Annotated in this window: 23 protein-coding genes and 2 tRNA genes; 18 read left to right on the top strand and 7 right to left on the bottom strand. The window is 53.0% G+C overall.

The genetic code is table 11. The annotated features are described in order from the left end of the window. The first annotated feature begins 43 nt into the window (after positions 1-43). The 3 genes from A4Z71_RS05170 to ilvC all read left to right on the top strand — a co-directional run bounded on the left by A4Z71_RS05170 (position 44) and on the right by ilvC (position 3,399). Positions 44-1,798, top strand: coding sequence for an acetolactate synthase large subunit (locus A4Z71_RS05170; RefSeq protein ID WP_070954853.1), 1,755 nt, complete (start codon positions 44-46; stop codon positions 1,796-1,798). A 2-nt stretch (positions 1,799-1,800) separates the two neighbouring features. Next, complete coding sequence (ilvN, locus tag A4Z71_RS05165) at positions 1,801-2,307, top strand: acetolactate synthase small subunit (protein ID WP_070954852.1); 507 nt, start codon at positions 1,801-1,803, stop codon at positions 2,305-2,307. A gap of 66 nt (positions 2,308-2,373) precedes the next feature. Beyond that, positions 2,374-3,399, top strand: coding sequence for a ketol-acid reductoisomerase (gene ilvC, locus A4Z71_RS05160; RefSeq protein WP_070954851.1), 1,026 nt, complete (start codon positions 2,374-2,376; stop codon positions 3,397-3,399). A gap of 279 nt (positions 3,400-3,678) precedes the next feature. Here the strand turns inward: ilvC and A4Z71_RS05155 are convergent, their stop codons facing one another. After that, positions 3,679-4,218: a dihydrofolate reductase family protein gene (locus A4Z71_RS05155; protein WP_070954850.1), complete on the bottom strand. Its 540-nt coding sequence runs from the start codon at positions 4,216-4,218 to the stop codon at positions 3,679-3,681. 78 nt (positions 4,219-4,296) lie between these two features. Here A4Z71_RS05155 and serA point away from each other — a divergent pair, with 78 nt between their 5' ends. Beyond that, positions 4,297-5,886, top strand: coding sequence for a phosphoglycerate dehydrogenase (serA, locus tag A4Z71_RS05150; protein ID WP_070954849.1), 1,590 nt, complete (start codon positions 4,297-4,299; stop codon positions 5,884-5,886). A 77-nt stretch (positions 5,887-5,963) separates the two neighbouring features. Here the strand turns inward: serA and A4Z71_RS05145 are convergent, their stop codons facing one another. The 3 genes from A4Z71_RS05145 to A4Z71_RS05135 form a co-directional block, all read right to left on the bottom strand. After that, positions 5,964-7,610: an FAD-dependent oxidoreductase gene (locus A4Z71_RS05145; protein ID WP_070954848.1), complete on the bottom strand. Its 1,647-nt coding sequence runs from the start codon at positions 7,608-7,610 to the stop codon at positions 5,964-5,966. A 7-nt stretch (positions 7,611-7,617) separates the two neighbouring features. After that, positions 7,618-7,950 carry a rhodanese-like domain-containing protein gene (locus tag A4Z71_RS05140; RefSeq protein ID WP_070954847.1) on the bottom strand — a complete coding sequence of 111 codons (333 nt, stop codon included), beginning with the start codon at positions 7,948-7,950 and terminating at the stop codon, positions 7,618-7,620. 76 nt (positions 7,951-8,026) lie between these two features. Further along, complete coding sequence (locus A4Z71_RS05135) at positions 8,027-8,284, bottom strand: metal-sensitive transcriptional regulator (protein ID WP_193402151.1); 258 nt, start codon at positions 8,282-8,284, stop codon at positions 8,027-8,029. Positions 8,285-8,352: 68 nt separating this feature from the next. Between A4Z71_RS05135 and A4Z71_RS05130 the strand changes: the two genes are divergently transcribed. From A4Z71_RS05130 to A4Z71_RS05110, 5 genes are all read left to right on the top strand, one after another. After that, the gene (locus A4Z71_RS05130) at positions 8,353-8,724 is read left to right on the top strand and encodes a rhodanese-like domain-containing protein (RefSeq protein WP_070954845.1); all 372 of its coding nucleotides are present in this window, start codon (positions 8,353-8,355) and stop codon (positions 8,722-8,724) included. 6 nt (positions 8,725-8,730) lie between these two features. Beyond that, on the top strand, positions 8,731-9,399 hold the full coding sequence (locus tag A4Z71_RS05125) for a class I SAM-dependent methyltransferase (RefSeq protein WP_070954844.1): 669 nt from the start codon (positions 8,731-8,733) through the stop codon (positions 9,397-9,399). A gap of 79 nt (positions 9,400-9,478) precedes the next feature. Beyond that, positions 9,479-10,516 carry a 3-isopropylmalate dehydrogenase gene (locus A4Z71_RS05120; protein WP_070954843.1) on the top strand — a complete coding sequence of 346 codons (1,038 nt, stop codon included), beginning with the start codon at positions 9,479-9,481 and terminating at the stop codon, positions 10,514-10,516. Between the two features lie 21 nt (positions 10,517-10,537). Beyond that, positions 10,538-11,629 carry a branched-chain amino acid aminotransferase gene (locus tag A4Z71_RS05115; protein ID WP_070954842.1) on the top strand — a complete coding sequence of 364 codons (1,092 nt, stop codon included), beginning with the start codon at positions 10,538-10,540 and terminating at the stop codon, positions 11,627-11,629. Positions 11,630-11,631: 2 nt separating this feature from the next. Then, on the top strand, positions 11,632-12,384 hold the full coding sequence (locus A4Z71_RS05110; protein WP_070954841.1) for a fumarylacetoacetate hydrolase family protein: 753 nt from the start codon (positions 11,632-11,634) through the stop codon (positions 12,382-12,384). 11 nt (positions 12,385-12,395) lie between these two features. On the opposite strand, the gene A4Z71_RS05105 is transcribed toward A4Z71_RS05110, so the two are convergent. Continuing rightward, positions 12,396-13,367 carry a sodium-dependent bicarbonate transport family permease gene (locus A4Z71_RS05105; RefSeq protein ID WP_070954840.1) on the bottom strand — a complete coding sequence of 324 codons (972 nt, stop codon included), beginning with the start codon at positions 13,365-13,367 and terminating at the stop codon, positions 12,396-12,398. 60 nt (positions 13,368-13,427) lie between these two features. On the opposite strand from A4Z71_RS05105, the gene A4Z71_RS05100 reads away from it, so the two are divergent. From A4Z71_RS05100 to A4Z71_RS05085, 4 genes are all read left to right on the top strand, one after another. Further along, positions 13,428-13,712 (top strand): helix-turn-helix transcriptional regulator, encoded by a 285-nt coding sequence (locus tag A4Z71_RS05100; protein ID WP_070954839.1) that lies wholly within the window; start codon positions 13,428-13,430, stop codon positions 13,710-13,712. Then, positions 13,712-15,226: a glutamate--tRNA ligase gene (gene gltX / locus A4Z71_RS05095; protein ID WP_070954838.1), complete on the top strand. Its 1,515-nt coding sequence runs from the start codon at positions 13,712-13,714 to the stop codon at positions 15,224-15,226. Before A4Z71_RS05100 ends, gltX begins: the two co-directional genes overlap by 1 nt. 42 nt (positions 15,227-15,268) lie before the next feature. Further along, positions 15,269-15,340, top strand: a tRNA-Gln gene (locus A4Z71_RS05090). A gap of 54 nt (positions 15,341-15,394) precedes the next feature. After that, complete coding sequence (locus A4Z71_RS05085; protein ID WP_070954837.1) at positions 15,395-15,754, top strand: iron chaperone; 360 nt, start codon at positions 15,395-15,397, stop codon at positions 15,752-15,754. Positions 15,755-15,792: 38 nt separating this feature from the next. Here the strand turns inward: A4Z71_RS05085 and A4Z71_RS05080 are convergent, their stop codons facing one another. Further along, positions 15,793-16,440 (bottom strand): MBL fold metallo-hydrolase, encoded by a 648-nt coding sequence (locus A4Z71_RS05080; protein ID WP_070954836.1) that lies wholly within the window; start codon positions 16,438-16,440, stop codon positions 15,793-15,795. A 60-nt stretch (positions 16,441-16,500) separates the two neighbouring features. Between A4Z71_RS05080 and A4Z71_RS05075 the strand changes: the two genes are divergently transcribed. The 3 genes from A4Z71_RS05075 (at position 16,501) to A4Z71_RS05065 (ending at position 19,570) form a co-directional block, all read left to right on the top strand. Beyond that, positions 16,501-18,570: a heavy metal translocating P-type ATPase gene (locus A4Z71_RS05075; protein WP_145943914.1), complete on the top strand. Its 2,070-nt coding sequence runs from the start codon at positions 16,501-16,503 to the stop codon at positions 18,568-18,570. A gap of 11 nt (positions 18,571-18,581) precedes the next feature. Then, a complete protein-coding gene (locus A4Z71_RS05070) occupies positions 18,582-19,448 on the top strand; it encodes a diacylglycerol/lipid kinase family protein (RefSeq protein WP_158512779.1) in 867 nt (288 codons plus the stop codon). A 49-nt stretch (positions 19,449-19,497) separates the two neighbouring features. Then, positions 19,498-19,570 (top strand) — tRNA-Glu (locus A4Z71_RS05065). Between the two features lie 40 nt (positions 19,571-19,610). Here A4Z71_RS05065 and A4Z71_RS05060 read toward each other — a convergent pair. Continuing rightward, positions 19,611-20,855 carry an MFS transporter gene (locus A4Z71_RS05060; RefSeq protein ID WP_070954833.1) on the bottom strand — a complete coding sequence of 415 codons (1,245 nt, stop codon included), beginning with the start codon at positions 20,853-20,855 and terminating at the stop codon, positions 19,611-19,613. A 64-nt stretch (positions 20,856-20,919) separates the two neighbouring features. On the opposite strand from A4Z71_RS05060, the gene leuC reads away from it, so the two are divergent. Both leuC and leuD read left to right on the top strand, forming a co-directional pair. Further along, positions 20,920-22,341, top strand: coding sequence for a 3-isopropylmalate dehydratase large subunit (gene leuC, locus A4Z71_RS05055; protein WP_070954832.1), 1,422 nt, complete (start codon positions 20,920-20,922; stop codon positions 22,339-22,341). Further along, the gene (gene leuD / locus A4Z71_RS05050; protein ID WP_070954831.1) at positions 22,341-22,940 is read left to right on the top strand and encodes a 3-isopropylmalate dehydratase small subunit; all 600 of its coding nucleotides are present in this window, start codon (positions 22,341-22,343) and stop codon (positions 22,938-22,940) included. The genes leuC and leuD overlap by 1 nt, the downstream gene beginning before the upstream one ends. The last annotated feature ends 3 nt before the right edge of the window (positions 22,941-22,943 follow it).

The raw sequence follows: 22,943 nt of genomic DNA, 5'->3' as shown, positions 1-22,943 counted from the left end.
CAACCCACTTGGTTGGTTCAACGATTTTTACAAGAGAGTAAGAATGACTAACGAGATACTTACCGGCGCTCAGGCCATTATTCGAAGCCTGGAAATGCTGGGCATCGAAGATGTCTTCGGTTTGCCCGGTGGAGCAATTTTGCCCACCTACGATCCGCTGATGGATTCGAAGAAGATTAGACACATCCTGGTTCGCCACGAGCAGGGTGCCGGTCACGCTGCTGAGGGCTACGCTGCAGCAAGCGGCAAACTTGGTGTTTGCATCGCAACCTCGGGCCCTGGTGCAACCAACTTGGTCACCGCAATTGCCGATGCTCACATGGATTCAGTTCCGCTTCTGGCTATCACCGGTCAGGTTGGTTCACACCTAATCGGAACCGATGCTTTCCAGGAAGCTGACATTGTCGGTATCACCATGCCAATTACCAAGCACTCGTTCCTTGTAACCAAAGCTGAAGATGTGCCGGCAACTATTGCAGCCGCTGTGCTGATTGCCACAACCGGTCGTCCCGGTCCGGTTTTGGTTGACGTAACTAAAGATGCTCAGCAGGGCAAAGCCGAATTTATCTGGCCGCCCAAAGTAGATCTTCCCGGTTATAAGCCGGTTACCAAGCCACACGGCAAGCAGATCCAAGCTGCTGCGCAGATGATTCTCGAATCAAAAAAGCCAGTGCTCTATGTCGGTGGCGGTGTCATCCGAGCCGGAGCGCACAAAGAATTGCTGAAGCTTGCCGAACTTATCGGTGCTCCAGTCGTTACCACGCTTATGGCTCGCGGTGCCTTCCCTGATTCGCACCCGCAAAACCTAGGCATGCCTGGCATGCACGGAACCGTGCCTGCAGTAACTGCTTTGCAAAAGAGTGATTTGCTAATCACCCTGGGTGCAAGATTTGACGACCGCGTCACCGGCGATGTGAAGAGCTTTGCGGTCGGCGCCAAAGTCATTCACGTCGACATTGACCCAGCTGAAATCGGCAAAATTCGTTTCGCTGATGTGCCAATTGTTGGCGACGCTAAAGAGGTCATTGGTGAGTTGAACCAAGAACTGACTCACTCGCTGAAGAGCTCGATACTAGAGCTGGGTGAGTGGTGGAAGTTCTTGAACAACCTTCGCGAAAACTATCCGTTGGGTTACACCTCGGCTGGCGACGGAAAACTTTCGCCGCAGTACGTTATTACTCGCATCGGTGAGTTGACCGGGCCGGAAGGAATTTACGCGGCCGGTGTTGGTCAGCACCAAATGTGGTCTGCCCAGTTCATCAAGTATGAGCGCCCGAATGCTTGGCTAAACTCTGGTGGTGCCGGCACCATGGGTTACTCGGTTCCTGCTGCAATGGGTGCCAAAGTGGCCGAGCCAGAGCGTGTCGTTTGGGCAATTGACGGCGATGGCTGTTTCCAAATGACCAACCAAGAATTGGCTACCTGCACCATCAACAACATTCCAATCAAGGTTGCGATCATCAACAACTCTTCGCTGGGAATGGTTCGTCAGTGGCAAACCCTGTTCTACGACAAGCGTTACTCGAACACCGATTTGCACACCGGAACAGACGCCATGATGGTTCCAGATTTCGTCAAGTTGGGCGAAGCCTACGGCTGCTTGGCCATCCGCGTTGAAAAAGAAGAAGAGATCGATGCCGCTATCAAGCTGGCCCTCGAAACCAACGATCGACCAGTGGTAATCGACTTCATTGTCAGCCGCGACGCCATGGTTTGGCCGATGGTTGCCGCCGGCGTATCAAACGATGAAATTCAATACGCCAGAGATGCAGCACCGATCTGGGACGGCAGGGAGTAATTATGAGCAAGCATGTACTTTCGCTGCTGGTTGAAGACAAACCAGGTTTGCTTACCCGCGTTGCCGGCCTTTTCGCTCGCCGCGGCTTCAACATCGAATCGCTAGCAGTTGGTGTTACCGAAATTGAGGGGCTCTCTCGAATCACCGTTGTGGTGAGCGTTGAGGGTGCGCCGCTTGAGCAGGTCACCAAGCAGATCAACAAATTGGTTAACGTAATCAAGGTTGTCGAGCTCGACGCCGAACAGGCCGTGCAGCGCGACCACATGCTGATCAAGGTGAAAACCGAGGCCAGCACCCGCTCCCAAGTTCTAGAAGCGGTAACCTTGTTCCGTGCTCGCGTCATCGATGTTGTGAGCGATGCGGTAATCATCGAGGTCACCGGCGACAGTGCTAAATGCGCTGCGCTGATCAAAGTTCTTGAACCATTCGGCATCAAGGAACTCGTACAGTCTGGCGTTTTGGCAATGGGTCGTGGCTCAAAGTCAATCACCGAGAAAGTGCTCAAGTAACAAGCTTCGGATAATCAATTAATCCGGTAGAACCACAAACGTTTCAAACTAACAAGGAGATACACATTGGCTGAAATCTTTTACGACAAGGATGCAGACCTCTCGATCATTCAGGGTCGCAAGGTAGCAGTTCTTGGCTTCGGCTCACAGGGACACGCACACTCACAGAACCTGAAAGACTCAGGTGTCGACGTGGTTGTGGGTCTGCCGGAAGGCTCAAAGTCAAAGGCTAAGGCTGAAGAAGCCGGCCTCAAGGTGCTTACCCCAGCTGAGGCTTCGGCTTGGGCCGATGTAATCGTTGTTCTCGCACCAGACCCTCGTCAGCGCGACCTTTACAACGACCACATTGCTCAGCACCTAACCCCTGGCAAGGCTCTTGTCTTTGGTCACGGTTTCGCAATCCGTTTTGGTTACATTACCGCCCCAGAGGGTGTGGATGTATTCCTAGTTGCACCTAAGGGACCAGGTCACCTTGTTCGCCGCGAATACGAGGGCGGCCGTGGTGTACCAAACCTAATCGCTATCCACCAGGATGCCTCAGGCAACGCTTTTGACGTTGCTCTTTCATACTCGAAGGCTATCGGTGGAACCCGCGCTGGAACCATCAAGACCACATTCGCAGAAGAGACTGAGACCGACTTGTTCGGTGAGCAGGCTGTTCTCTGCGGTGGTGCATCTCAGCTAATCCAGTACGGTTTCGAGACTCTAACCGAGGCCGGTTACCAGCCTGAGGTTGCTTACTTCGAGGTGCTTCACGAGTTGAAGCTAATCGTTGACCTAATGTACGAGGGCGGCATTGCCAAGCAGCGCTGGTCAGTATCAGACACCGCCGAGTACGGTGACTACATTTCTGGCCCACGCGTTATCGGCCCAGAGGTTAAAGAGCGCATGCGCGATGTTCTAACCGACATCCAGGACGGCACTTTCGCCCGTCGCTTTGTTGCTGACCAGGATGCTGGCGCACCAGAGTTCCAGGCACTTCGTGCCAAGGGCGAGGCTCACCCAATTGAGGCTGTCGGTCGCGAACTACGCAAGTTGTTCTCGTGGATCAAGACCTCGGATGACTACCAAGAAGGTTCAGCTTCTCGCTAACCAAAACTTTAGAAGACCCCGTCCATGTGGCGGGGTCTTCTAGTTAGATTTTCTTGCAGAGATACCCCTAGGGGTATACAATGTAGATTGTCGAAGTCTTCAACAAGGAGAAAACTATGTGTTCACCAGCTCTATGCAGCAACTGCGGAAAAGTTACCTGGACTGGCTGTGGCGGTCACATTGAGGAAGCGCTAGAAGGCGTGCCTCAGGACCAGCGCTGCACCTGCTAATTTTTTCTAGAAGATACCCGGCCTAGTGCCGGGTTTTTTCTTTGGTAATTCACCCCGCGGTAAATCGATAGTGCAACTCGACTAAGCCGGAACTGTGGCTTGTGCTTTTCACTAACTGCGGCTGGTTCTTTATCCTCGATCCTTTGAACAGGCGTAAACCCTGACCGAGAAGATCGGGGGTAATAAATAACCGCATTTCGTCGAGTAAGCCCATGGTTAGCAGGCCGTCAACAAGTTCGGCGCCGCCGCTTACAAAAATTTGACCGGGATGTTTATTGCTGATGTGTTGAACCACCTCGCGAAGATCGCCACCGATAAAGTTCACCTTGGATGTATCCAGGCCATCGAAGCGCAGTGGCTGACTGGTGAAAACGTAGGTGGGCAAAATTCGATCTACGTCGGCACCGGCGGAGAGCTCAAATTCAAAAGTTTTTCTGCCCATCAGCATCGCCGATGAATTACGCACCAAATCTAGGTATCCGAAATCATCGTCGCCACCGAGATATTTTTCTGCCCAACTCATGTCGCCGTTTTTACCGGCTAAAAAGCCATCGAGTGATACGGCAGCGTAGAAAACAACATCGGTCACCGCTTCAGCCTAACCGCTAGAATTAGGTCACGTGCGCTCATGTAGTGCCAATCATTCACCCGATATCAAAGGTTTCCATTGACTAAGCCAATCGTTCTAATTGCCGAAGAACTTTCCCCAGCAACAGTGGCCGAGCTTGGTCCTGATTTTGAAGTAGTCAACGTAGATGGCACTGACCGTTCAGCGCTGCTAGCAGCGCTTGCCAATGCCAGCGCTATCTTGGTTCGTTCGGCCACCCAGGTTGACGCCGAGGCTATTGCTGCCGCGCCAAACTTGAAGGTTATTGCTCGCGCCGGTGTTGGTCTAGACAACGTCGACATCAAAGCTGCAACCAATGCCGGAGTCATGGTTGTCAACGCACCGACCTCAAACGTAATCTCGGCAGCCGAGTTAGCAATTGGCCACATCTTTGCCACCGCTCGTTTTATCCCAGATGCCAACGCATCACTAAAAGCAGGCGAGTGGAAGCGTTCGAAATACACCGGTGTCGAGCTATACGAAAAGACCATCGGAATTGTCGGTTTGGGTCGGATCGGCACCCTGGTTGCTCAGCGACTAGCCGGATTCGGTGCGAAGTTGATCGGCTATGACCCTTACGTTACGCCGCAGCGCGCCGAGCAAATCGGCGTTGAACTTGCTTCGCTAGAAGATGTCATGAAGCGTTCAGACTTCATCACCATTCACATTCCGAAAACCCCAGAAACCACCGGTCTAATCGGCGATAAAGAATTTGCCATCGCCAAGCCAAACCTTCGAATTGTTAACTGCTCTCGAGGTGGAATCATCGACGAGGATGCGCTCTACCGCGCGCTGAAATCAAACCAAATTGCGGTTGCCGGTCTTGACGTATTTGTAAACGAGCCGCCAAAGGGCTCGCCGCTGCTTGAGCTGGAAAACATTGTGGTAACTCCGCACCTTGGTGCATCTACCGATGAGGCGCAGGAAAAAGCGGGAATCTCGGTGGCTAAATCTGTACGTTTGGCTCTCGCCGGCGATTTGGTGCCAGACGCGGTTAACGTTGCCGGCGGCAACATTGATGCTTCGGTCAAGCCGGGTATTGCACTCATGGAAAACATGGGTCAGATGTTGTTCGGCATCTCGGGCGGAAACGCAGTCTCAATCGAAATTGAGGTGCGCGGCGAAATTGCGGCACACGATGTTTCGGTCCTCAAATTGGCTGGTCTCAAAGGTTTCTTCCAAAACGCAGTCACCGAACAGGTTTCGTATGTCAATGCGCCGCTTATGGCTGAAACTCGCGGGGTAGATGTTCGACTCACCGTTGACTCGCACAGCGAAGAGTACCGAAATGTGACCAGCATCAAGGTCACTCAGGCGGATGGCACCGTGCACTCGGTTTCCGGAACCGTAATTGGCCCAAAGCTGCACCAAAAGATTGTGAACATCAACGGCTATGACGTTGAGTTGGCTATGGCTGAGCACTTTGTGCTCATGGTTTACCGCGATCGTCCAGGAATTGTCGCCATTTACGGCAGCGCATTTGCGGAAGCTGGAATCAACATTGCGGCAATGCAAATTGCTCGCCAGCAAAAGGGTGGCAAGGCACTTTCTGTGATTACCGTTGACTCGCCGGTTGAGGCTAAAGTTCTCGAGCAAGTTAGCGAAGCAATTGAGGCTGATGTGATGCGTTCGGTCAACATCCAGCTATAGATTTTTCACCAATAAAAAAGGACCCAATCGGGTCCTTTTTTATTGAGGCTGGCTGCCAAGGATGGCTCCCACGATAACTAATTGCTGCCACGAGCGAGAGCATCCTGAGCTGCCTTCCAGGTGAGGAAGCCGCCATCAAGATTGCACACGTTTTTCTTGCCGTGAGCTTTCAAAATTTGAGTGGCGATGTGGCCGCGCTGTCCGACCTGACAGTGCACCACAACATTCTCATCTTGAATTTCACTCAGGCGGTCGCGCAATTCATCCACATCGATGTTTATCGAGCCGGGAATCGAGGCAAAGCCGTGCTCGCCTTTGCTGCGAACATCAACTAGCTGAGCTCCGTCAGCAAGGGCGGTTTGCAGCTCGTGCCACTGAATGGTTGGGGTAATGCCGTGCAGCATGTTATTGCCGACGTAACCAGCCTGGTTGATGGCATCCTTCGCCGAGCCAAACTGCGGCGCATAGGCAAGCTCTAAGTCCATCAAATCGTCGACAGTCAATCCGCCATGGATAGCGGTCGCAATCACGTCGATGCGCTTGTCGACGCCATCGACTCCATTTGCTTGACCGCCGAGAATTCTTCCGGTGATCGGATCAAATAGCACTTTGAGCGAGACTCGCCGCGAACCCGGATAGTAGCCGGCATGGTTGTTCGGGTGCAGGTGCATTACCGAGTACTTAATTCCGGCTCGTTTGGCAAGTTTTTCGCTCAGTCCGGTAATTGACGCCGCGTGTCCGAAAGCGCCGATAATCACTGTTCCAATTGAGGCGTGTGCTTTCACGTCAAGTCCGGCAATAACATCTGCTGCTAATCGGCCGTGACGGTTGGCTAGGTTCGCCAGCGGAATCAAAGTTGAATCACCGGTGAGTAAACCGTATTTTTCTACGGCGTCGCCGGCGGCAAAGATGTCTGGATCGGAGGTGCGCTGCTGATCGTCTACCCAGAGTCCGCCGGTTTCACCAATCTTCAAGCCGGCTTCACGAGCCAGCGAATTATCTGGGATGACGCCCGCTGCCGAAACTACAAAATCTGCGGCTAGGACTCGGCCATCTTTGAGGATTACCTGATCTGCGGTGACCTCAGCCGGCTCGGCATTTAACGCCAGCGTGACACCATTTTTGACTAGCTCTGCCTGCAGTGGCTCGATCATCTCTGGGTCAAACTGGCTCAAAATTGTGCCGGCGCGCTGAACCAAAGTCACCGGCATCTTCAGGTGGGCTAAGTTTTCGGCCAGCTCGATACCAACAAAACCGCCGCCGAGAATCACGACTGATTTGGTGTTGTCTGCTTGAACCGCGGCCTTCACCTGATCAGCATCGGCAACATTGCGCAAGACCATGGCGCGCTCGATGCCAGGAATTTCAGGTTTTCTCGGTTTTGCCCCGGTAGAAATAATTAGCTTGTCGTAGCTGTCGGTGTAGGTCTCGCCGTTGGCAAAGTTGAGTACCGAGACGGTTTTATTGGCTCGGTCAATGCCGGTAACCATCGAATTAACTTTGACGTTAATTCGAAAACGAGACCAGAGTGACTCTGGCGTCTGCAGCAGTAACAACTCACGTCGATTGATTACATCGCTGACGAAGTAGGGGAGGCCACAGTTTGCGTATGAAACATGCTCACCCATTTCGTAGACCACGATTTCGGCATCTTCGTTGAGCCTGCGCAGACGCGTGGCAGCAGACATCCCACCGGCGACTCCACCGATAATAATTACTTTCATTTTTTACCTAACTAATCGGTAGACCGGCCGAACGCCAGCTGCTGGTTCCGCCAGCTACGTTGATGACTGAATAACCCTGGTCGGCCAAAAAACCTGCCGCGCGTGCTGAACGCGCGCCGGATTGGCAAATTACTAAAATCTGTCGCTCTTTAGGAACATCTCTGAGGCGATTTGGAAGTGAGCTCAGGGCAATGTGCCGGGCCCCAGCAGCGTGGCCACTGCGGTATTCGTGGCTTTCGCGAACGTCGATAAGTAAAGCTCCAGCAGCTTGTAATTCCTTTGCTTTGCTGGGCGAAACTGTTTCAAATTTCTTTTTGAAGAGATTGCTTAGAAATCCCATTTTTCATTCCTTATTTGGTTTGTTAATTAGCGTTGGGCGCCTCTAGTTGCCGCGTAACTAATCAGGCTGAAGTCGGTTAGGCCAGTGACATAAATGCTTTTTCCAGCACTGCTCTGTCGGCTTCACCGGCCGCATCGGTTCCGCAGTGCTGCATGCCGGTGGCAATAATTGTGAATCCAGCGCGGGTCAAGGCGGTGGATGCAGCCGAAAGTTGGGTAAGCAATTCGGTGCAGTCGCGACCCTCGTCGATCATCTTGACGATGCCGCCAATTTGGCCTTGTACCCTCACCAAACGGTCACGGGCTTTCTTTAGTTCACTGGGTTCGAGTTGCATTTTGATTCCTTTTGGCTTGCGTCAAGTCTCATCCTAGTATACCCTAGGGGGTATCTGAAAGGAAGATCGTGAAAAACCTCTGGAAACTCTTCTCCGCAATTTTTGTCGCAGTATTTTCGCTCGGTACGCTGACTGCCTGTGCTGCTAGCGAACCGGTTGACCTAGCCAGCTATGCCGCCATCATCGATGTGCGAACCGTAGACGAATGGAATACCGGACACCTCGAAACCGCTGTTCTGATGGACATCTCAGATGCGGCCTTTGCCAGCAATTTGGAAACACTTGATAAGAGTGCGAACTATTACGTGTATTGCCGTTCAGGTAACCGCGCTGGTCAAGCTATCGAGCAGATGAAGAAGCTCGGTTTCACCGGAACTTTGACCAACGGCGGCTCGGTTGAAGATGCTTCAGCAGCAACCGGTCTAGCAATCGTTCAATAATTAACCGTGCTAAAAATCTTGCGGAAACTGAGAGAGCAATTCTCGAGAACGAGGAGTAGCTCTCTCAATCCCGCAGATTTCTGGAACCGCCGCTACTCGACTGACGAATTTATTTTCACCAAAGTTGAAAACCGTTTCGTAAAAGAGCTCTGCCAAGGCCTCACCCCTGGAAAGGCAATAGATGTCGGCGGCGGTGAGGGTCGAAACACTGTTTGGCTGGCAAGTCTGGGCTGGCAGGTTGAAAACATTGACATTTCTGAGGTGGGACTTCAAAAAAGCCGTGAGCTAGCCAAAGAATTTGGGGTCGACAACCTTTGCGTTGAGACCATCGGCGGGGCAACTGATTTTGTCTCAAAACTGGCGCCGGTTGATTTGGCTGTTATCGCCTATTTACAGATTCCGCAGCCGCAACTGGTCGCCGCAGTCGCGCACTGTGCTGAAAAGCTTAAAACCGGAGGTAATCTCTGCGGTGTTTGGCACTCCCGCAACAATCTCGAGGAGGGTTTCGGGGGCCCTCAAAATCCCGAATTACTACCAACTGTTGAAGAGTTGCGGCTCGCACTTGAATCGTTGCCACTCGAACTTAACATCCTCGAAATTCGAGACGGACAGGTTCAAACCAAGGACGGCCTGAAGCCATCTAAAACGCTGGTGCTGTTCGCCACAAAAAACTAGTTTTTGCTGGTCAAACCGGTGAATTTGTTGGCAACCTTGCGACTAAAGTTGAAGTCAAACAAAAGCATTTGGGAGCGAAATGTCACGCGTTTACAATCTTGGGGTCATCGGTGGCGATGGCATTGGGCCGGAAGTTACCGAAATAGCCCTTGAGGCAATCAACCGTGCAACAATCGGCTCCGGGGTGACCTTCAACACCACCAAGTATGACCTTGGTGCCCGACGCTACCTGGCAACCGGCGAGACGCTCACCGAAGCCGATCTTGAATCGTTGAAAAAGCACGATGCCATTGTCTTGGGTGCAATTGGTGACCCGAAAGTACCTTCTGGCGTGCTTGAGCGCCAACTGCTTTTGAAGCTTCGTTTCTCCTTTGATCACTATGTAAATTTGCGGCCGACCAAGCTGTACCCGGGAGTCACCAGTCCGCTGGCAGCGCCGGGCAAAATCGATTTCGTGGTTGTCCGCGAGGGTACCGAGGGCCCTTACGTCGGCAACGGCGGAGCAATCCGCGTCGGTACCCCTGCTGAGGTGGCCAACGAGGTTTCGGTAAATACTGCTTACGGTGTCGAACGTGTTGTGCGCTATGCCTTTGAGTTGGCCTCAACCCGCGAACGCAAACACATTACTTTGGTTCACAAACACAACGTTTTGGTTCATGCTGGCTGGTTGTGGCAGAACACAGTAAACCGGGTTGCCCAAGAATACCCGGCCATCAGCCACGACTATCTGCACATCGATGCAGCCACAATTTTCATGGTTACCGACCCAAGTCGCTTCGACGTCATTGTTACCGATAACCTCTTCGGCGACATCATCACCGATCTGGCGGCGGCAATCGGCGGCGGAATCGGCCTTGGCGCATCGGGAAACATCAACCCGGATGGTACCTTTCCGAGCATGTTTGAGCCGGTTCACGGTTCGGCTCCAGATATTGCCGGCAAAAATTTGGCCGACCCAACCGCGGCTATTTTGTCAGCGGCCATGTTGCTAGAGCATCTGAAAAATCCAGTGGCCGCAGCTCGAATTGAAAATGCGGTCGCAGCTGATCTGGCTAGCCGTGGAAAACAAAAACGCAGCACCGAACAGGTCGCCGCTAGCATTTTTGCCAATCTCTAGGTCTCAGGAAAGAAGCCCAAGATGTCATTGCCCCAGTGGAAAGTAACCCGCTCAACCAATCCGACTCCAGATGTCGAGCGCGAGCGAATCATCGAAAAACCAGTGTTTGGTGCAAACCTAACCGATCACCAAGTGGTCTGCGTCTGGGAGAAAGAAAAGGGCTGGGTTTCAGCTGAGGTCATTCCTTACGGCCCGATCATGATGGATCCATCCTCAGCGGTTCTGCACTACGGTCAAGAGATTTTCGAGGGCATCAAGGCATATCGCCACCAGGATGGCTCCATCTGGACCTTCCGTCCTGAAGAAAACGCAAAACGTCTACAGCGATCAGCGCACCGCATGGCCTTGCCCGAACTACCAACTGAACTTTTCATTGAATCTCTGCGTCAGCTAATTGCCGTCGACGGAGCCTGGGTGCCAGCACCGGTTGACGAGAAGACCCTATACTTCCGCCCATTCGAGATTGCTGCCGAAAACTTCCTCGGAGTTCGCGCCGCGCAACGTGCCGAGTATCGCGTTATCGCATCTCCGGTAGGACCATATTTCACCGGCGGGCTCAAGCCGGTCTCAATCTGGATTGCGCTTGATTCAGCTCGAGCCGGAAAACACGGCACCGGCGAGGCAAAAACCGGCGGAAACTACGCGGCATCTTTGCTTGCCCAGGGAGAGGGCTACGAAAATGGCTGCTCTCAGGTAATGTTCCTCGATGCTGAAACGGCAACCTACATCGAAGAACTCGGCGGTATGAACCTGTTTTTTGTCTACCGTGATGGTCACGTCGTGACTCCGTCGCTAGATGGCACCATCCTGCGAGGAATCACTCGAGACTCGGTAGTTACCCTGATCAAAGATCGCGGACTAAAAGTTGAAGAGCGCAAAATCAGCTTGGATGAGGTGCGCGCTGGCATTCAGTCTGGTGAAATTGCCGAGGTATTTGCTTGCGGAACAGCCGCGGTGATTACTCCGGTCGGAGAATTCAAGTCGCGCGAAGAAACCCTAAGCATCTCAACCGAACCGGGCGAACTAACCACCAGCCTGCGCGAAGAGTTGACCGGCATCCAGTATGGAAAAGTCGCCGATCGACACAGCTGGATGGTCAAGTTAGCTGACTAAAAATGCGCATCGTTAGATTCCTACTTGATGGTCAGTCCAGTTACGGGCTGTTGACCGGCAATGAAATTGAAGCCTTAGCCGGCAACCCAATGAACGGAATCTCAAAGACAGGCCGAAAGCAACTTATCGGCGACTCGAGACTGTTAGCCCCGGTGCAGCCTTCAAAAGTGGTTTGTATCGGTATGAATTATTCGCAGCATGCTGCCGAACTGGGGCTTGACTTGCCCGAAGAGCCGACTGTCTTTCTCAAGGCACCAAGCGCCATCGTCGGGCCTGGCGCTTCGATTGTGGTACCCAAACAAACCAAGCGGGTCGAACTTGAAGTCGAGTTGGTTGTTGTAATCGGCAAGGAAGCCAGACGGGTCCGTAAAGATGAGGCAGACGATTATATTTTTGGCTACACCATAGCCAACGATGTGACTGCTCGCGATCTGCAATTTGAAGATCAGCAGTGGGCTCGCTCTAAGTCATTCGATAGTTTCTGCCCGATAGGGCCTTGGATTGAAACCGACTGGCAGCCGCAGAACCAGCGCCTAGAGAGCAGGGTAGACGGCTCGGTGCGCCAGGCCGACACAATTGACCGCATGATTCACTCGGTACCTGAGATTGTTGCCTATGTCAGTGAAAACATGACCCTGCTGCCGGGAGATGTGATTCTGACCGGAACCCCGGCGGGAATCTCAGAAATCCGCAGCGGCGAACTCGTCGAGTGTCAGATTGACGGCCTTGGCACCCTGCTCAATCAGGTTTCTTAGCTGCCGCCAAATCAAGCCAGAAAATTGGCGAAGCCGAAGAAAATTGGCATACCCAAGGTCAGGTTGAACGGAAAAGTGACCGCCAAACTTGAGGTCACGGCCAGGCTTAGGTTGGCCTTTGGCAAGGCGATGCTTACCGCAGCGGGAGCGGCAATGTAAGAGGCGCTCGCCGACAAAACCCCGAGCACAAATGACCCACCGGTTGATAGACCCGAGAGGTCGCCAGCAACAACGCCTAGGCAGCCGGCGGCGACCGGAAACGCCACTCCGAAAACGGCGAGTGGCAGACCAGTGGCTTTGATTGACTCAAATTGGCTGCCAGCGACAAAGCCTAGGTGCAGCAGGAACAGGGCTAAGATTCCCGGCTGCAGGTCGACAAAAAAGGGCACAACTTTGGCAAAGCCAGCGGGTCCAGAAATGGCTCCGACAATCATTCCGCCAACCAACAGCAGAACTGTTTTGCCCAGCAAAATTTCTCGCATCGTGTGCAACCATGAAGGTGCGGTACTGAGTGCCCGACTTCCCAGGAAGATGCCAACAATTAGACCCGGGATTTCCATCACGGTCAGTAATGCAACGGCAAAAGGCTCATAGAAGACCCCGCTGCTTTCCAGAAAGACAAGAGCTGCGGTAAATGTAACCAATGAAGTGGAGCCGTAGTGGGCGGCCACTGAGCCACGATCGACATCGGCCAATTTTCGAATCAGCCGGAGCGCGAAAAATGCCAGCAGCGGAATCAGCGCTCCAACCAGAATGGTGACCAAAATCGGCAAAATAGCATCGGCCCAGTTTGATTGACGCATGGCCACGCCACCCTTTAGGCCAATGCCGAAAAGCAGAAATATTGAGATGAGTTGATAACTGGAGTCGGGAATCCTGATGTCGCTCTTTATTCGAGCAGCGAAAAAACCCAGAGCAAAGACCAGGGCCGACACGGAAGTAAGGTTCTCGAAAGCAAGGTTCACAGTAGAAATTTTATACATGAAAAATAATTCAGGTATTCTAAATCTAGAAAATAAACCACGGGTTGGTAGGTTTTTGTTGTGAGCTGGACTTTCCTAACGAACCACGGGCACGTGATGGTTTACCTAGCCGAGGCACCAGAGGCCCGGCTAAAAGACATCGCTGCGGTAGTCGGAATCACCGAGCGATCTGCTCATGGAATTTTGCAGGACCTGGCCGAAGCCGGCTACGTTTCCAAGGTCAAGTCGGGGCGGCGAAATTATTATTCGCTCAACACCGATTTGGCGTTGCGGCATCCAGCCGAGTCGAATCACAAAATTGGCGAACTTCTCGATTTGTTTCGGTCACCTAAACTAGACAAATAATGACTTCAACTAACGGCATCACTGCGCCATTCACCACTGCAACCGGATCTGACGTGAAGGTGCGCTTCTGTCCTTCGCCGACCGGAACTCCGCACGTCGGCCTAGTCCGAACCGCGCTATTCAACTGGGCCTACGCACGCAAAACTGGCGGTACCTTCCTCTTCCGCATCGAAGACACCGATGCCGAGCGTGACAGTGAAGAGTCTTTCGACATGATCCTCGATGCCCTCGGCTGGCTCGGTCTGAACTGGGATGAGGGAGTCGGGGTTGGTGGCCCTGCCGGACCTTACCGACAGAGCGAAAGAAACCACATCTACCAAGAGGTCATCGAGAAACTCAAAGCCTCAGGTCATATTTACGAGAGTTATTCAACTGCAGAAGAAATCGACGAGCGCAATAAGGCAGCCGGACGTCCGGTTCAACTTGGCTACGACAACTTTGAGCGCAATCTCACCGAAGAGCAGCGAGCTGCATATCGGGCTGAAGGTCGGGTACCGGCGCTTAGGCTAAGGGTTCCCGATGTAGACATCACCTTCACCGACCTAGTTCGCGGCGAAATTACCTTCCCCGCGGGTTCGTTCCCAGACTTTGTTGTTGTCCGCCCAAACGGTCAGCCGCTCTACACGTTGGTGAACCCAGTTGACGATGCGCTGATGGGGGTTACCCACGTCCTGCGCGGCGAAGACCTGTTGGCTTCAACTCCCCGCCAAATCGCGCTCTACAACGCCATGTACGAGGCTGGAATCACCAAGTTCATTCCGCAGTTTGGACACTTGCCTTATGTGATGGGGGAGGGAAATAAAAAACTCTCCAAGCGCGACCCCGAATCAAACCTTTTCCACCACCGCGACCGCGGTTTCATCCCTGAAGGCCTACTCAATTACCTAGCCTTGTTGGGTTGGGGTCTAAGCGCCGATCGAGATATCTTTAGCCTGGCCGAACTGGCCGCGAATTTTGATGTCGCCGATGTGAACCCAAACCCGGCTCGCTTCGACCAGAAGAAAGCCGATGCAATCAACGCCGCCCATCTTCGAATGTTAGACCTGGATGATTTCACCGCTCGAATGATTCCCTATTTGCAAAGCGCGGGAGTTCTGGGCGCCCAGTTGACATCGGAGCAAGAGCAAATTTTGGCTGCTGCCGCACCGCTGGTGCAAGAGCGTATGACCGTGCTAAGCGAGGCTGTCGGACTGCTGAAATTCCTCTTCATTTCTGCCGCTGATCTAGAAATGGAAGCCGATGCTTTGGCCGGGCTTCCAGATAATGCTGTTGAAATTGTGACAGGTGCGATTGAAGCGCTTTCCACCTTGGATGAATTCACCACCGAGGCCATTCAGCAGGCTCTAACTACCAAACTGGTGGACGACATGCAGCAAAAGCCACGCAATGCATTTGGGCCTGTTCGAACCGCAATATCTGGTCGACGCGTATCGCCGCCATTGTTTGAATCCATGGAAATCCTGGGTCGCGAGGAGTCGCTAGCGCGTCTAAGGGCGTTTGCCCAGCGGGGTTAGTCAGGCTAAGATAGACAACCGGGCCTAAGGGCTCGGCATCATTGGGATATGGTGTAATTGGCAACACGAAGGTTTCTGGTTCCTTTGTTCTTGGTTCGAGTCCAGGTATCCCAGCTTCAAAACGGTCGGCTTTGCCGGCCGTTTTTGCTTAATCGCTAGGCTAATTGGGTGAATCAAGAAGTGCTCGATTATCTAGCCGCTCAGCCGACAAGGCAGCGCGAACTTTTGCAGCAAATGCACGATGTGGCAATCTCCGCAATTCCGAACACCGAGTCCATAATTTCTTACGGCATCATCGGTTTCAGATACCAGAACAAAGTGCCTTTTTTCATATCCGGATGGCGAAATCACGTCAGCATCCACGGTGGTCGCGCTCTGGGTGAGCGGGCCAAGAAAATCATTCCCGACATCAAGGTAGTCGGCACAACCATCCAAATTGCCCTTGACCGCCCACTGTCTGAAGACCAGTTGCGCGCCATCATCGCAACCCGTCTTGAAATTTTTGATGAGTCTGGCGGAAAACTGTGAGCCTAGTGGTTTGAGCATCCGCTCAACTTGGTGACTATTTACAGGTTCGTTGACTGGCCCGGCAGCAGGTACTCAAAAGTTCCACCGTGTTTTTCGACAAAGCTTTTCACCCGTGAATTAGCCAGTTGATTACCGGTTTCGCTCAACAGTGAATTATGCGTTGCAAATGCGCGCTGCGGTTTCACTTCTTCGATGAAGTCAATGACATCACCGATTTTCAGCCAGGGTGCCGAGGTTGGCACGGCCAGCAAGGCTACAGTGCGATCTGGTTTGGTGTAGCTGTCGCCCGGATAATAAAGCTCATCGTTGACCATTACGCCGCAATTCTGCACCAGAGGAATGCTGCGGTGAATTTCTTGGTGCATCTCCCCAAAAAACTCAAGGTTGAAAGGCCCCACTTCAAAATAGTCGCCGTGGTGAATTTCATGAACCTTAAGCTGTGGTCGTGATTTGGCCAATCGCTCTCGCACCTCGCCGGTTGCAAAAATTTCGGCAACTGGATTTGATTCGAAAATCAGATCGAGTTGATCTTCGCTGCAGTGATCATCGTGCACATGAGTGACCACTACCGCCGCCACATCGTCGAGGTTCGTCAGCGGAGCGCTGTAAAAACCAGGGTCAATCACCAATTTCTTTGCCTCGATTTCTAGGATGAGGCAGGCGTGTTCGAGTTTGGTGACTTTCATAGCCCAATTGTGGCATTTACCTAAACCTGTCACCAAGTGCTGGGCAATAAGATTTCAGTTATGTCGCAGCACGAACATCTTCAAGCACCAATGAGTGATCCGGCTGCAGATAACACCTCGACACAGCCAAGTCATAATCAATCGCACCAGCAAATTTCTGTCGCCAAGCTTCGGCTGACGACCTCGCTGACTGTTCCAGCCGTGCTTTTTTCGCCTACACTGCAATCGATTTTTGGTTTGTCTTGGGTTTTTAGCGGCAGTGAATTGATCTCACCGGTTGCTGCAATCATCCTTTTCTTCACGGTTGGTCAAACTTTTTTACGCGGTGGTTTCGTTGAACTGCGGCACGGAAAACCCGGCATGATGGCTCTTATCGCGCTAGCTCTGGTTGTGGCTTTTGGCTACAGCATTTTCATTTCAACAGGGCAGTGGCTAGGTTTCGAATTTCAAGGTATGGACTTCTGGTGGGAACTGGCCACGCTAATTGCGATTATGGCCTGGGGGCACTTTATTGAAGCTCGCTCTGTCGCTGCGGCCAACAAATCGCTCAGTTCACTGGCTGAAATGCTGCCAAACGAGGTTGAAATCTTTCGAGATGGCGAAGTAGTAAAGATTTCACGAGCCGAGGTGCTCGTTGGTGATTTGGTTCTCGTTCGACCTGGCTCAGTCGTTCCGGTTGATGGCCTAGTGGTTGAAGGTAATTCGAGCGTTGATGAAGCCCTGATCACCGGGGAATCGAATCCGGTTTCTAAACCCGAGGGAAGCTTCGTTGTTGCTGGCAGCATCAACTCTGTAAACCACACTCTGGGCCAGGGCAGTCTTACTGTTCGAGTACTGCGCACCGGAGAGTCAACCAGTTTGGCGGCAATTATGCAGTTGGTTGAAAAGGCCAAGGCTGCCAAGTCGAAAACGCAAGTTTTAGCCGATCGGGCTGCTGGCTGGCTTTTTTACATCGCATTGCTCTCAGCTTTGGCCACCTTAGCCGGTTGGCTCATAGCCGGCAACCAAAGCCTAGATTTCATTTTGGAACGTGTTGTCACCGTACTGGTAATTGCCTGCCCTCATGCGCTTGGCTTAGCTATCCCGCTGGTTTCGGCAATCTCTGTTTCAAAAGCCGCAAAATCGGGTTTGCTGATCAGAAATCGCAGTGCCTTTGAGCAGGCAGCCAAAGCCGATGTCGTGATTTTTGACAAGACCGGCACACTAACCACGGCAAAAAGGGCATTTGTGGGGGCTCGGTTGGCCTACGGCTCGGAGCTGATGAGCACGGATGAGCTGATTGCCCTGGCTGCTTCTGTTGAATTAACCGCTGAGCATTCCATCGCGAAATGCATCGTCGATCAGGCCCACAAGCTTAAAGTGACGATTCCAAAGTCGACCGATTTTCGAGCCATCCCCGGTCAAGGTGTCACAGCTGTGCTTGGTGGACAAACTATCTCGGTTGGCGGACCAGCGCTTTTGACGGCCCGAAACATTCCGATTTATGTAGATGACGTGGTTCGTGCCGATGCTGCTCACCAAGCTGGTTTGAGCGTGGTCTTCGTGGTTCGCAACGGTGAGTTGCTTGGCTCTATTGAAGTGGGAGACACCCTTCGCGAAACTGCAAAAGCGGCCGTGTACGAACTGCAACTTCGGCGCAAGCGCGTAGTTATGCTTACCGGTGATGCAACCGGGGTTGCCGAGTCGGTAGCGAAAGAACTCGGCATCACCGAAGTTTTTGCCGAGGTGTTGCCGCATCGAAAAGCTGAAGTCGTGCGAAAGCTTCAGGTCGACGGTTCGAAGGTCATTATGGTCGGTGACGGCATCAATGACGCCCCAGCACTGGCTCAGGCAAACGTCGGCGTTGCCATCGGTGCTGGCACAAATGTAGCTATTGAATCAGCCGGAATCGTGCTCTCCAGTGATGATCCGGTAAAAATTTTGGACTTGATTCAACAGTCGAGAGAATCGGTGGCAAAAATGAAACAGAATCTGTTCTGGGCTGTGGGTTATAACGTTCTGGCTATTCCGCTGGCCGGGGGAGCCCTGGTTGGCGCCGGACTGACGCTCACACCGGCTCTCGGAGCATTACTGATGTCTATTTCTACTCTGGTAGTTGCGGCAAATGCGCAACTGTTGCGTCGCCGATGAGATTCGGGCTGGTGGTAAACCCCACTGCTGGTTCAGGGCACGGCCGGTTAGTTGCCGACCAAGTGTTACCGATTTTGGCTCGTGCCGGCGAATTGGTTGATCTTTCGGCTGAAAATTACCAAAGCGCCGCGGTAAAGGTTCGCCAAGCAATTGACGACGGTGCGGTTGACTCAATTGTCGTGGTTGGTGGTGACGGCATGGCTCATCTGGGTGCCAATCTTTGCGCTGATAAGCCAGTGCATTTGGGCATAATTCCAGCGGGTACCGGCAACGATTCGGCGGAAACCCTCGGCATTCCAAAAGACCCGGTTGCAGCTGCCGAATATCTAATTTCTAGACTGTCTAGCCCGAGACGGGTCGACACCGGTTATGCAAGCACAAGCAGCCAGAGCTTCAATTTCTTAGGCACAGTTTCAGCCGGCTTTGACGCATTGGTTAATCGTCGCGCTAATCAAATGAGGTGGCCAAAAGGCCCTTCGCGCTATCAATTAGCGATGCTTGCTGAATTGGCCAGTTTCAAGCCGATTCGCTATCACGCAGTGATCGACGGGCAAGAGCGCGAATTTGATGCCATGCTTTGCGCGGTAGCGAACAGTGGTCAATTCGGTGGCGGCATGAAAATTGCCCCGCAGGCTTCAATCGATGACGGTTATCTCGACCTTTTTATCGTGCACTCCATCAGCCGTCCCGAACTAATCAAGGTATTTCCAAAGGTCTACAGCGGAGCGCATGTGAGCCATCCGGCGGTCGAGTTTGTCCGCGCTCGCCACATTCAGTTGCAAAGTGGCGATATGCCGGCTTACTCAGATGGTGAATATGTTGGTAACAGCCCGATTACCGCGACAATACGGCCGGCATCACTGTCGGTTCTGGCTTAGCCGCTGGCAGTGGCCGCCAAAGTGTGGCATAATCGAAAAGTTGTTTCAAGGTCCCATCGTTTAGCGGCCTAGGACACCGCCCTCTCACGGCGGCAGCAGGGGTTCAAATCCCCTTGGGATCACTAAATTCCCTCTCGATGACTTGCTCTCGGGAGGGAATTTTTATTTTTCGGCTTTAGCCTGCAGATAGCGCAGTGCGCTGAGAATCAAAATTGCCGATACCGGGATGAGTGCGGCGGCATTTAGGCCAACAAATTTGAACGCAGCCAGAACAGTTCCGGAGACGGCACCGCCAAGTGCTCCAGCCAAACTCATCATTGAGTCGCTCACACCTTGGACATTAGTCTTCTGATCGGCTGGCAACGAAGTAGCCAGCAGTGCTGAGCCGGCCACTGTCGAGGCTGACCAGCCCAAGCCGAGCAAAAATAGGCCGATGGCAACGGTCGTGTGGTTTTCTGAACCTAACCCGGCAAAACCTAGAGCGACAACATAGATGGCCTGCCCGAGCACCACAGTTTTCAGCCGGCCGATTTTATCGCTGAGCCAGCCAAAAACTGGAGCGAAGGCATACATGCCAGCAATGTGCAAGCTGATCGTGAAGCCAACTAGAACCAAAGTGGCACCGTGTGTGGTCATGTGCACCGGCGTCATGGACATTACGGCCACCATCACCATGTGGCTCAGGGCAATCGAGAACATCGCGTACCTGGCCACAGGGAAGTTCTGCAAAGTGCCAATTGCACCTTTGAAGGAAAGTTTTGGTCGTGCTTTATTTCCGGCGGCCGCATCGAGTCGCTGGGCTTCAAGAAGGGGATCGGGTCTTAGGCCAAACCAGAACACAGCGGTTGCGCTCGATTGGGCAAGGATGGTGAATAAAAATGGACCGGTCAATGCAGGCATTCCGAGTGCATTGCCAACTACCTCACCCGGACCAAACAGATTAGGCCCAATGACCGCGCCGAGGGTGGTGGCCCAAACTACCACTGACAGATCACGTCCAGCCGTTTTGTTCGACGGTAGGTCGGTTGCGGCGAAGCGCGCCTGGAGACCAGCAGCCGAGCCGGCCCCGAGCAGGAATAGCGCAACCAGCAAAAGGGGGAAGAATCGAATGGAGGCAGCTGTAATAACCAGTGTTGCCCCGATGATTGCTAGCGCGGCACCGGTTGCCAGTGCAACTTTTCGACCCGAGCGCTGAGCCAATCTAGAAAGCGGAATAGCCCAAACCGCGCTGCCCAGGGTTGAAAAAGTTGCTGCCGAACCCGACCAGGCAGCAGTTCCCGAAAGATCAGCCGCCAGCAGTGCGCCGATCGACAGTGTCGATCCCAGGCCAAAACCACCCAGAATTTGCCCCAGGGTAAGGGTTTTGACTGTTCTGCTTTGGATTTGCTGGGTGCTTCGAAGGTTCACTTTCACAGCCTAATAGTGAGCCGGCATTGATAAAATGAGACTTCAAACTTCTAGAGGTGTTGCAATGTCAAACAAGCCACTTACTTTGGCTGAAAAAGTGTGGAATAACCACCTGGTAAAAAAAGGTGAAAACGGTTCCCCTGATTTGCTCTACATCGATCTTCACTTGGTCCACGAGGTAACCAGTCCGCAAGCGTTCGATGGTTTACGCCTGGCTGGCCGCCCAGTTCGTCGACCTGACCTAACTATCGCAACCGAAGATCACAACACCCCAACCCAAGACATTGACAAGCCAATTGCCGATCTCACCAGTCGCACCCAAATTGAAGCGCTCAGAAATAACGCCAAAGAGTTCGGTATTCGCATTCACTCGCTGGGCGACATTGACCAAGGAATTGTGCACGTTGTTGGTCCGCAATTGGGCTTGACCATGCCTGGCATCACCGTGGTCTGCGGCGACTCGCATACCTCAACACACGGAGCATTTGGCGCACTTGCTATGGGTATTGGCACCAGCGAGGTCGAACATGTTTTGGCAACTCAGACCCTTCCGCTAAAGCCGTTCAAAACTATGGCCATCAACGTAGAAGGCACCCTTCGACCCGGGGTCACCGCTAAAGACATCATTTTGGCGGTCATCGCCAAGATTGGCACCGGTGGTGGCCAAGGTTACGTACTTGAGTACCGCGGATCAGCGATTCGGGCCCTTTCTATGGAAGCTCGAATGACAATTTGCAACATGTCAATTGAGGCCGGGGCCCGTGCCGGCATGGTTGCTCCCGATGAAACCACTTTTGCCTACCTAAAGGGGCGTCCGCACGCACCAGAGGGCGCCGACTGGGATGCGGCAGTTGCCTCCTGGCAGACTTTGCCAACCGACGAAGGCGCCGTTTACGACGCCGAGGTTTTCCTCGACGCCGACACGTTAGACCCATTTGTGACTTGGGGCACCAACCCCGGGCAAGGCGTCAGCCTGCTCGATTCGGTGCCTAACCCGGACGACATCGAGGATCCAAACGAGAAAGCTGCTGCGCTGCGCGCTCTCGAATACATGGATCTAAAGCCCGGCACTAAAATGAAAGACATTACGGTCAACACGGTTTTCCTAGGTTCTTGCACCAACAGCCGTATCGAAGATCTTCGAGCTGCGGCGGCAATCATCAAGGGGCGCCAGAAGGCCGATGGCGTGCGCATGTTGGTCGTGCCAGGCTCTGCCCGCGTTCGTGCCCAAGCCGAGAGTGAAGGCCTAGACAAAATCTTCAAAGAGTTCGGTGCCGAATGGCGATTTGCCGGGTGCTCGATGTGTCTAGGTATGAACCCCGACCAACTTGCGCCGGGCGAGCGAGCTGCATCCACTTCGAACCGAAACTTTGAAGGCAGACAGGGTAAGGGTGCTCGAACCCACCTAGTTTCCCCGCTGGTCGCTGCGGCAACTGCAATTCGTGGAACCCTATCTAGCCCAGCTGATCTTGAAGGCGGCAACTAATGGAAAAAATCAACGTATTTTCAGGAGTGGCTGCACCGTTGCGTCGTAGCAATGTCGACACTGACCAGATCATCCCTGCTGTTTACCTAAAGAGAATTACAAAAACTGGATTCGATGATGCTCTCTTCGCGGCTTGGCGCAACGATCCTGAATTTGTCTTGAATCAAGAGCCTTACCAAAAGGCGCAGGTGCTGGTTGCTGGGCCAGACTTTGGCACCGGATCCTCTCGCGAGCACGCCGTTTGGGCGCTGCGCGACTACGGTTTTAAAGCGGTCTTCTCGTCAAAGTTTGCCGACATTTTCCGCGGCAACTCGGGTAAACAGGGTTTGATTGCCGGTGTTATTTCTGACGCCGACACTGAAAAGCTTTGGTCGGCCATCGAGGCGAATCCAGGTGTTGAAATTCAGGTTGATTTACCGAATCAAACAGCAACACTGGGTGATTTGACTGTGCCATTTGAGATAGACGAATACACTAAGTGGCGACTGCTAGAGGGTCTAGACGACATCGGCCTAACCCTTCGCGATGAGCAAGCAATCACCGATTTTGAGGCAAAGCGAGCTGCTTGGCTACCCAAGACCCTGCCCGCTAAGCACTAAGGA

Source organism: Candidatus Rhodoluna planktonica (assembly GCF_001854225.1).
Classification (GTDB): Bacteria; Actinomycetota; Actinomycetes; order Actinomycetales; family Microbacteriaceae; genus Rhodoluna; species Rhodoluna planktonica.
Note: the sequence above shows the minus strand (reverse complement) of the source record. Positions and strands in the feature narration are given on the sequence as shown.

Excerpts from the sequence above, each read along its gene's own strand:
- A4Z71_RS05110 (WP_070954841.1), top strand. The coding sequence starts at position 11,632 with ATGCGCATCGTTAGATTCCTACTTGATGGTCAGTCCAGTTACGGGCTG.
- A4Z71_RS05115 (WP_070954842.1), top strand. The coding sequence starts at position 10,538 with ATGTCATTGCCCCAGTGGAAAGTAACCCGCTCAACCAATCCGACTCCA.
- A4Z71_RS05140 (WP_070954847.1), bottom strand. The coding sequence starts at position 7,950 with ATGGGATTTCTAAGCAATCTCTTCAAAAAGAAATTTGAAACAGTTTCG.
- gltX (WP_070954838.1), top strand. The coding sequence starts at position 13,712 with ATGACTTCAACTAACGGCATCACTGCGCCATTCACCACTGCAACCGGA.
- A4Z71_RS05080 (WP_070954836.1), bottom strand. The coding sequence starts at position 16,440 with ATGAAAGTCACCAAACTCGAACACGCCTGCCTCATCCTAGAAATCGAG.
- A4Z71_RS05075 (WP_145943914.1), top strand. The coding sequence starts at position 16,501 with ATGTCGCAGCACGAACATCTTCAAGCACCAATGAGTGATCCGGCTGCA.
- leuD (WP_070954831.1), top strand. The coding sequence starts at position 22,341 with ATGGAAAAAATCAACGTATTTTCAGGAGTGGCTGCACCGTTGCGTCGT.
- leuC (WP_070954832.1), top strand. The coding sequence starts at position 20,920 with ATGTCAAACAAGCCACTTACTTTGGCTGAAAAAGTGTGGAATAACCAC.
- ilvN (WP_070954852.1), top strand. The coding sequence starts at position 1,801 with ATGAGCAAGCATGTACTTTCGCTGCTGGTTGAAGACAAACCAGGTTTG.
- A4Z71_RS05105 (WP_070954840.1), bottom strand. The coding sequence starts at position 13,367 with ATGTATAAAATTTCTACTGTGAACCTTGCTTTCGAGAACCTTACTTCC.
- A4Z71_RS05120 (WP_070954843.1), top strand. The coding sequence starts at position 9,479 with ATGTCACGCGTTTACAATCTTGGGGTCATCGGTGGCGATGGCATTGGG.
- A4Z71_RS05135 (WP_193402151.1), bottom strand. The coding sequence starts at position 8,284 with ATGCAACTCGAACCCAGTGAACTAAAGAAAGCCCGTGACCGTTTGGTG.
- A4Z71_RS05145 (WP_070954848.1), bottom strand. The coding sequence starts at position 7,610 with ATGAAAGTAATTATTATCGGTGGAGTCGCCGGTGGGATGTCTGCTGCC.
- A4Z71_RS05170 (WP_070954853.1), top strand. The coding sequence starts at position 44 with ATGACTAACGAGATACTTACCGGCGCTCAGGCCATTATTCGAAGCCTG.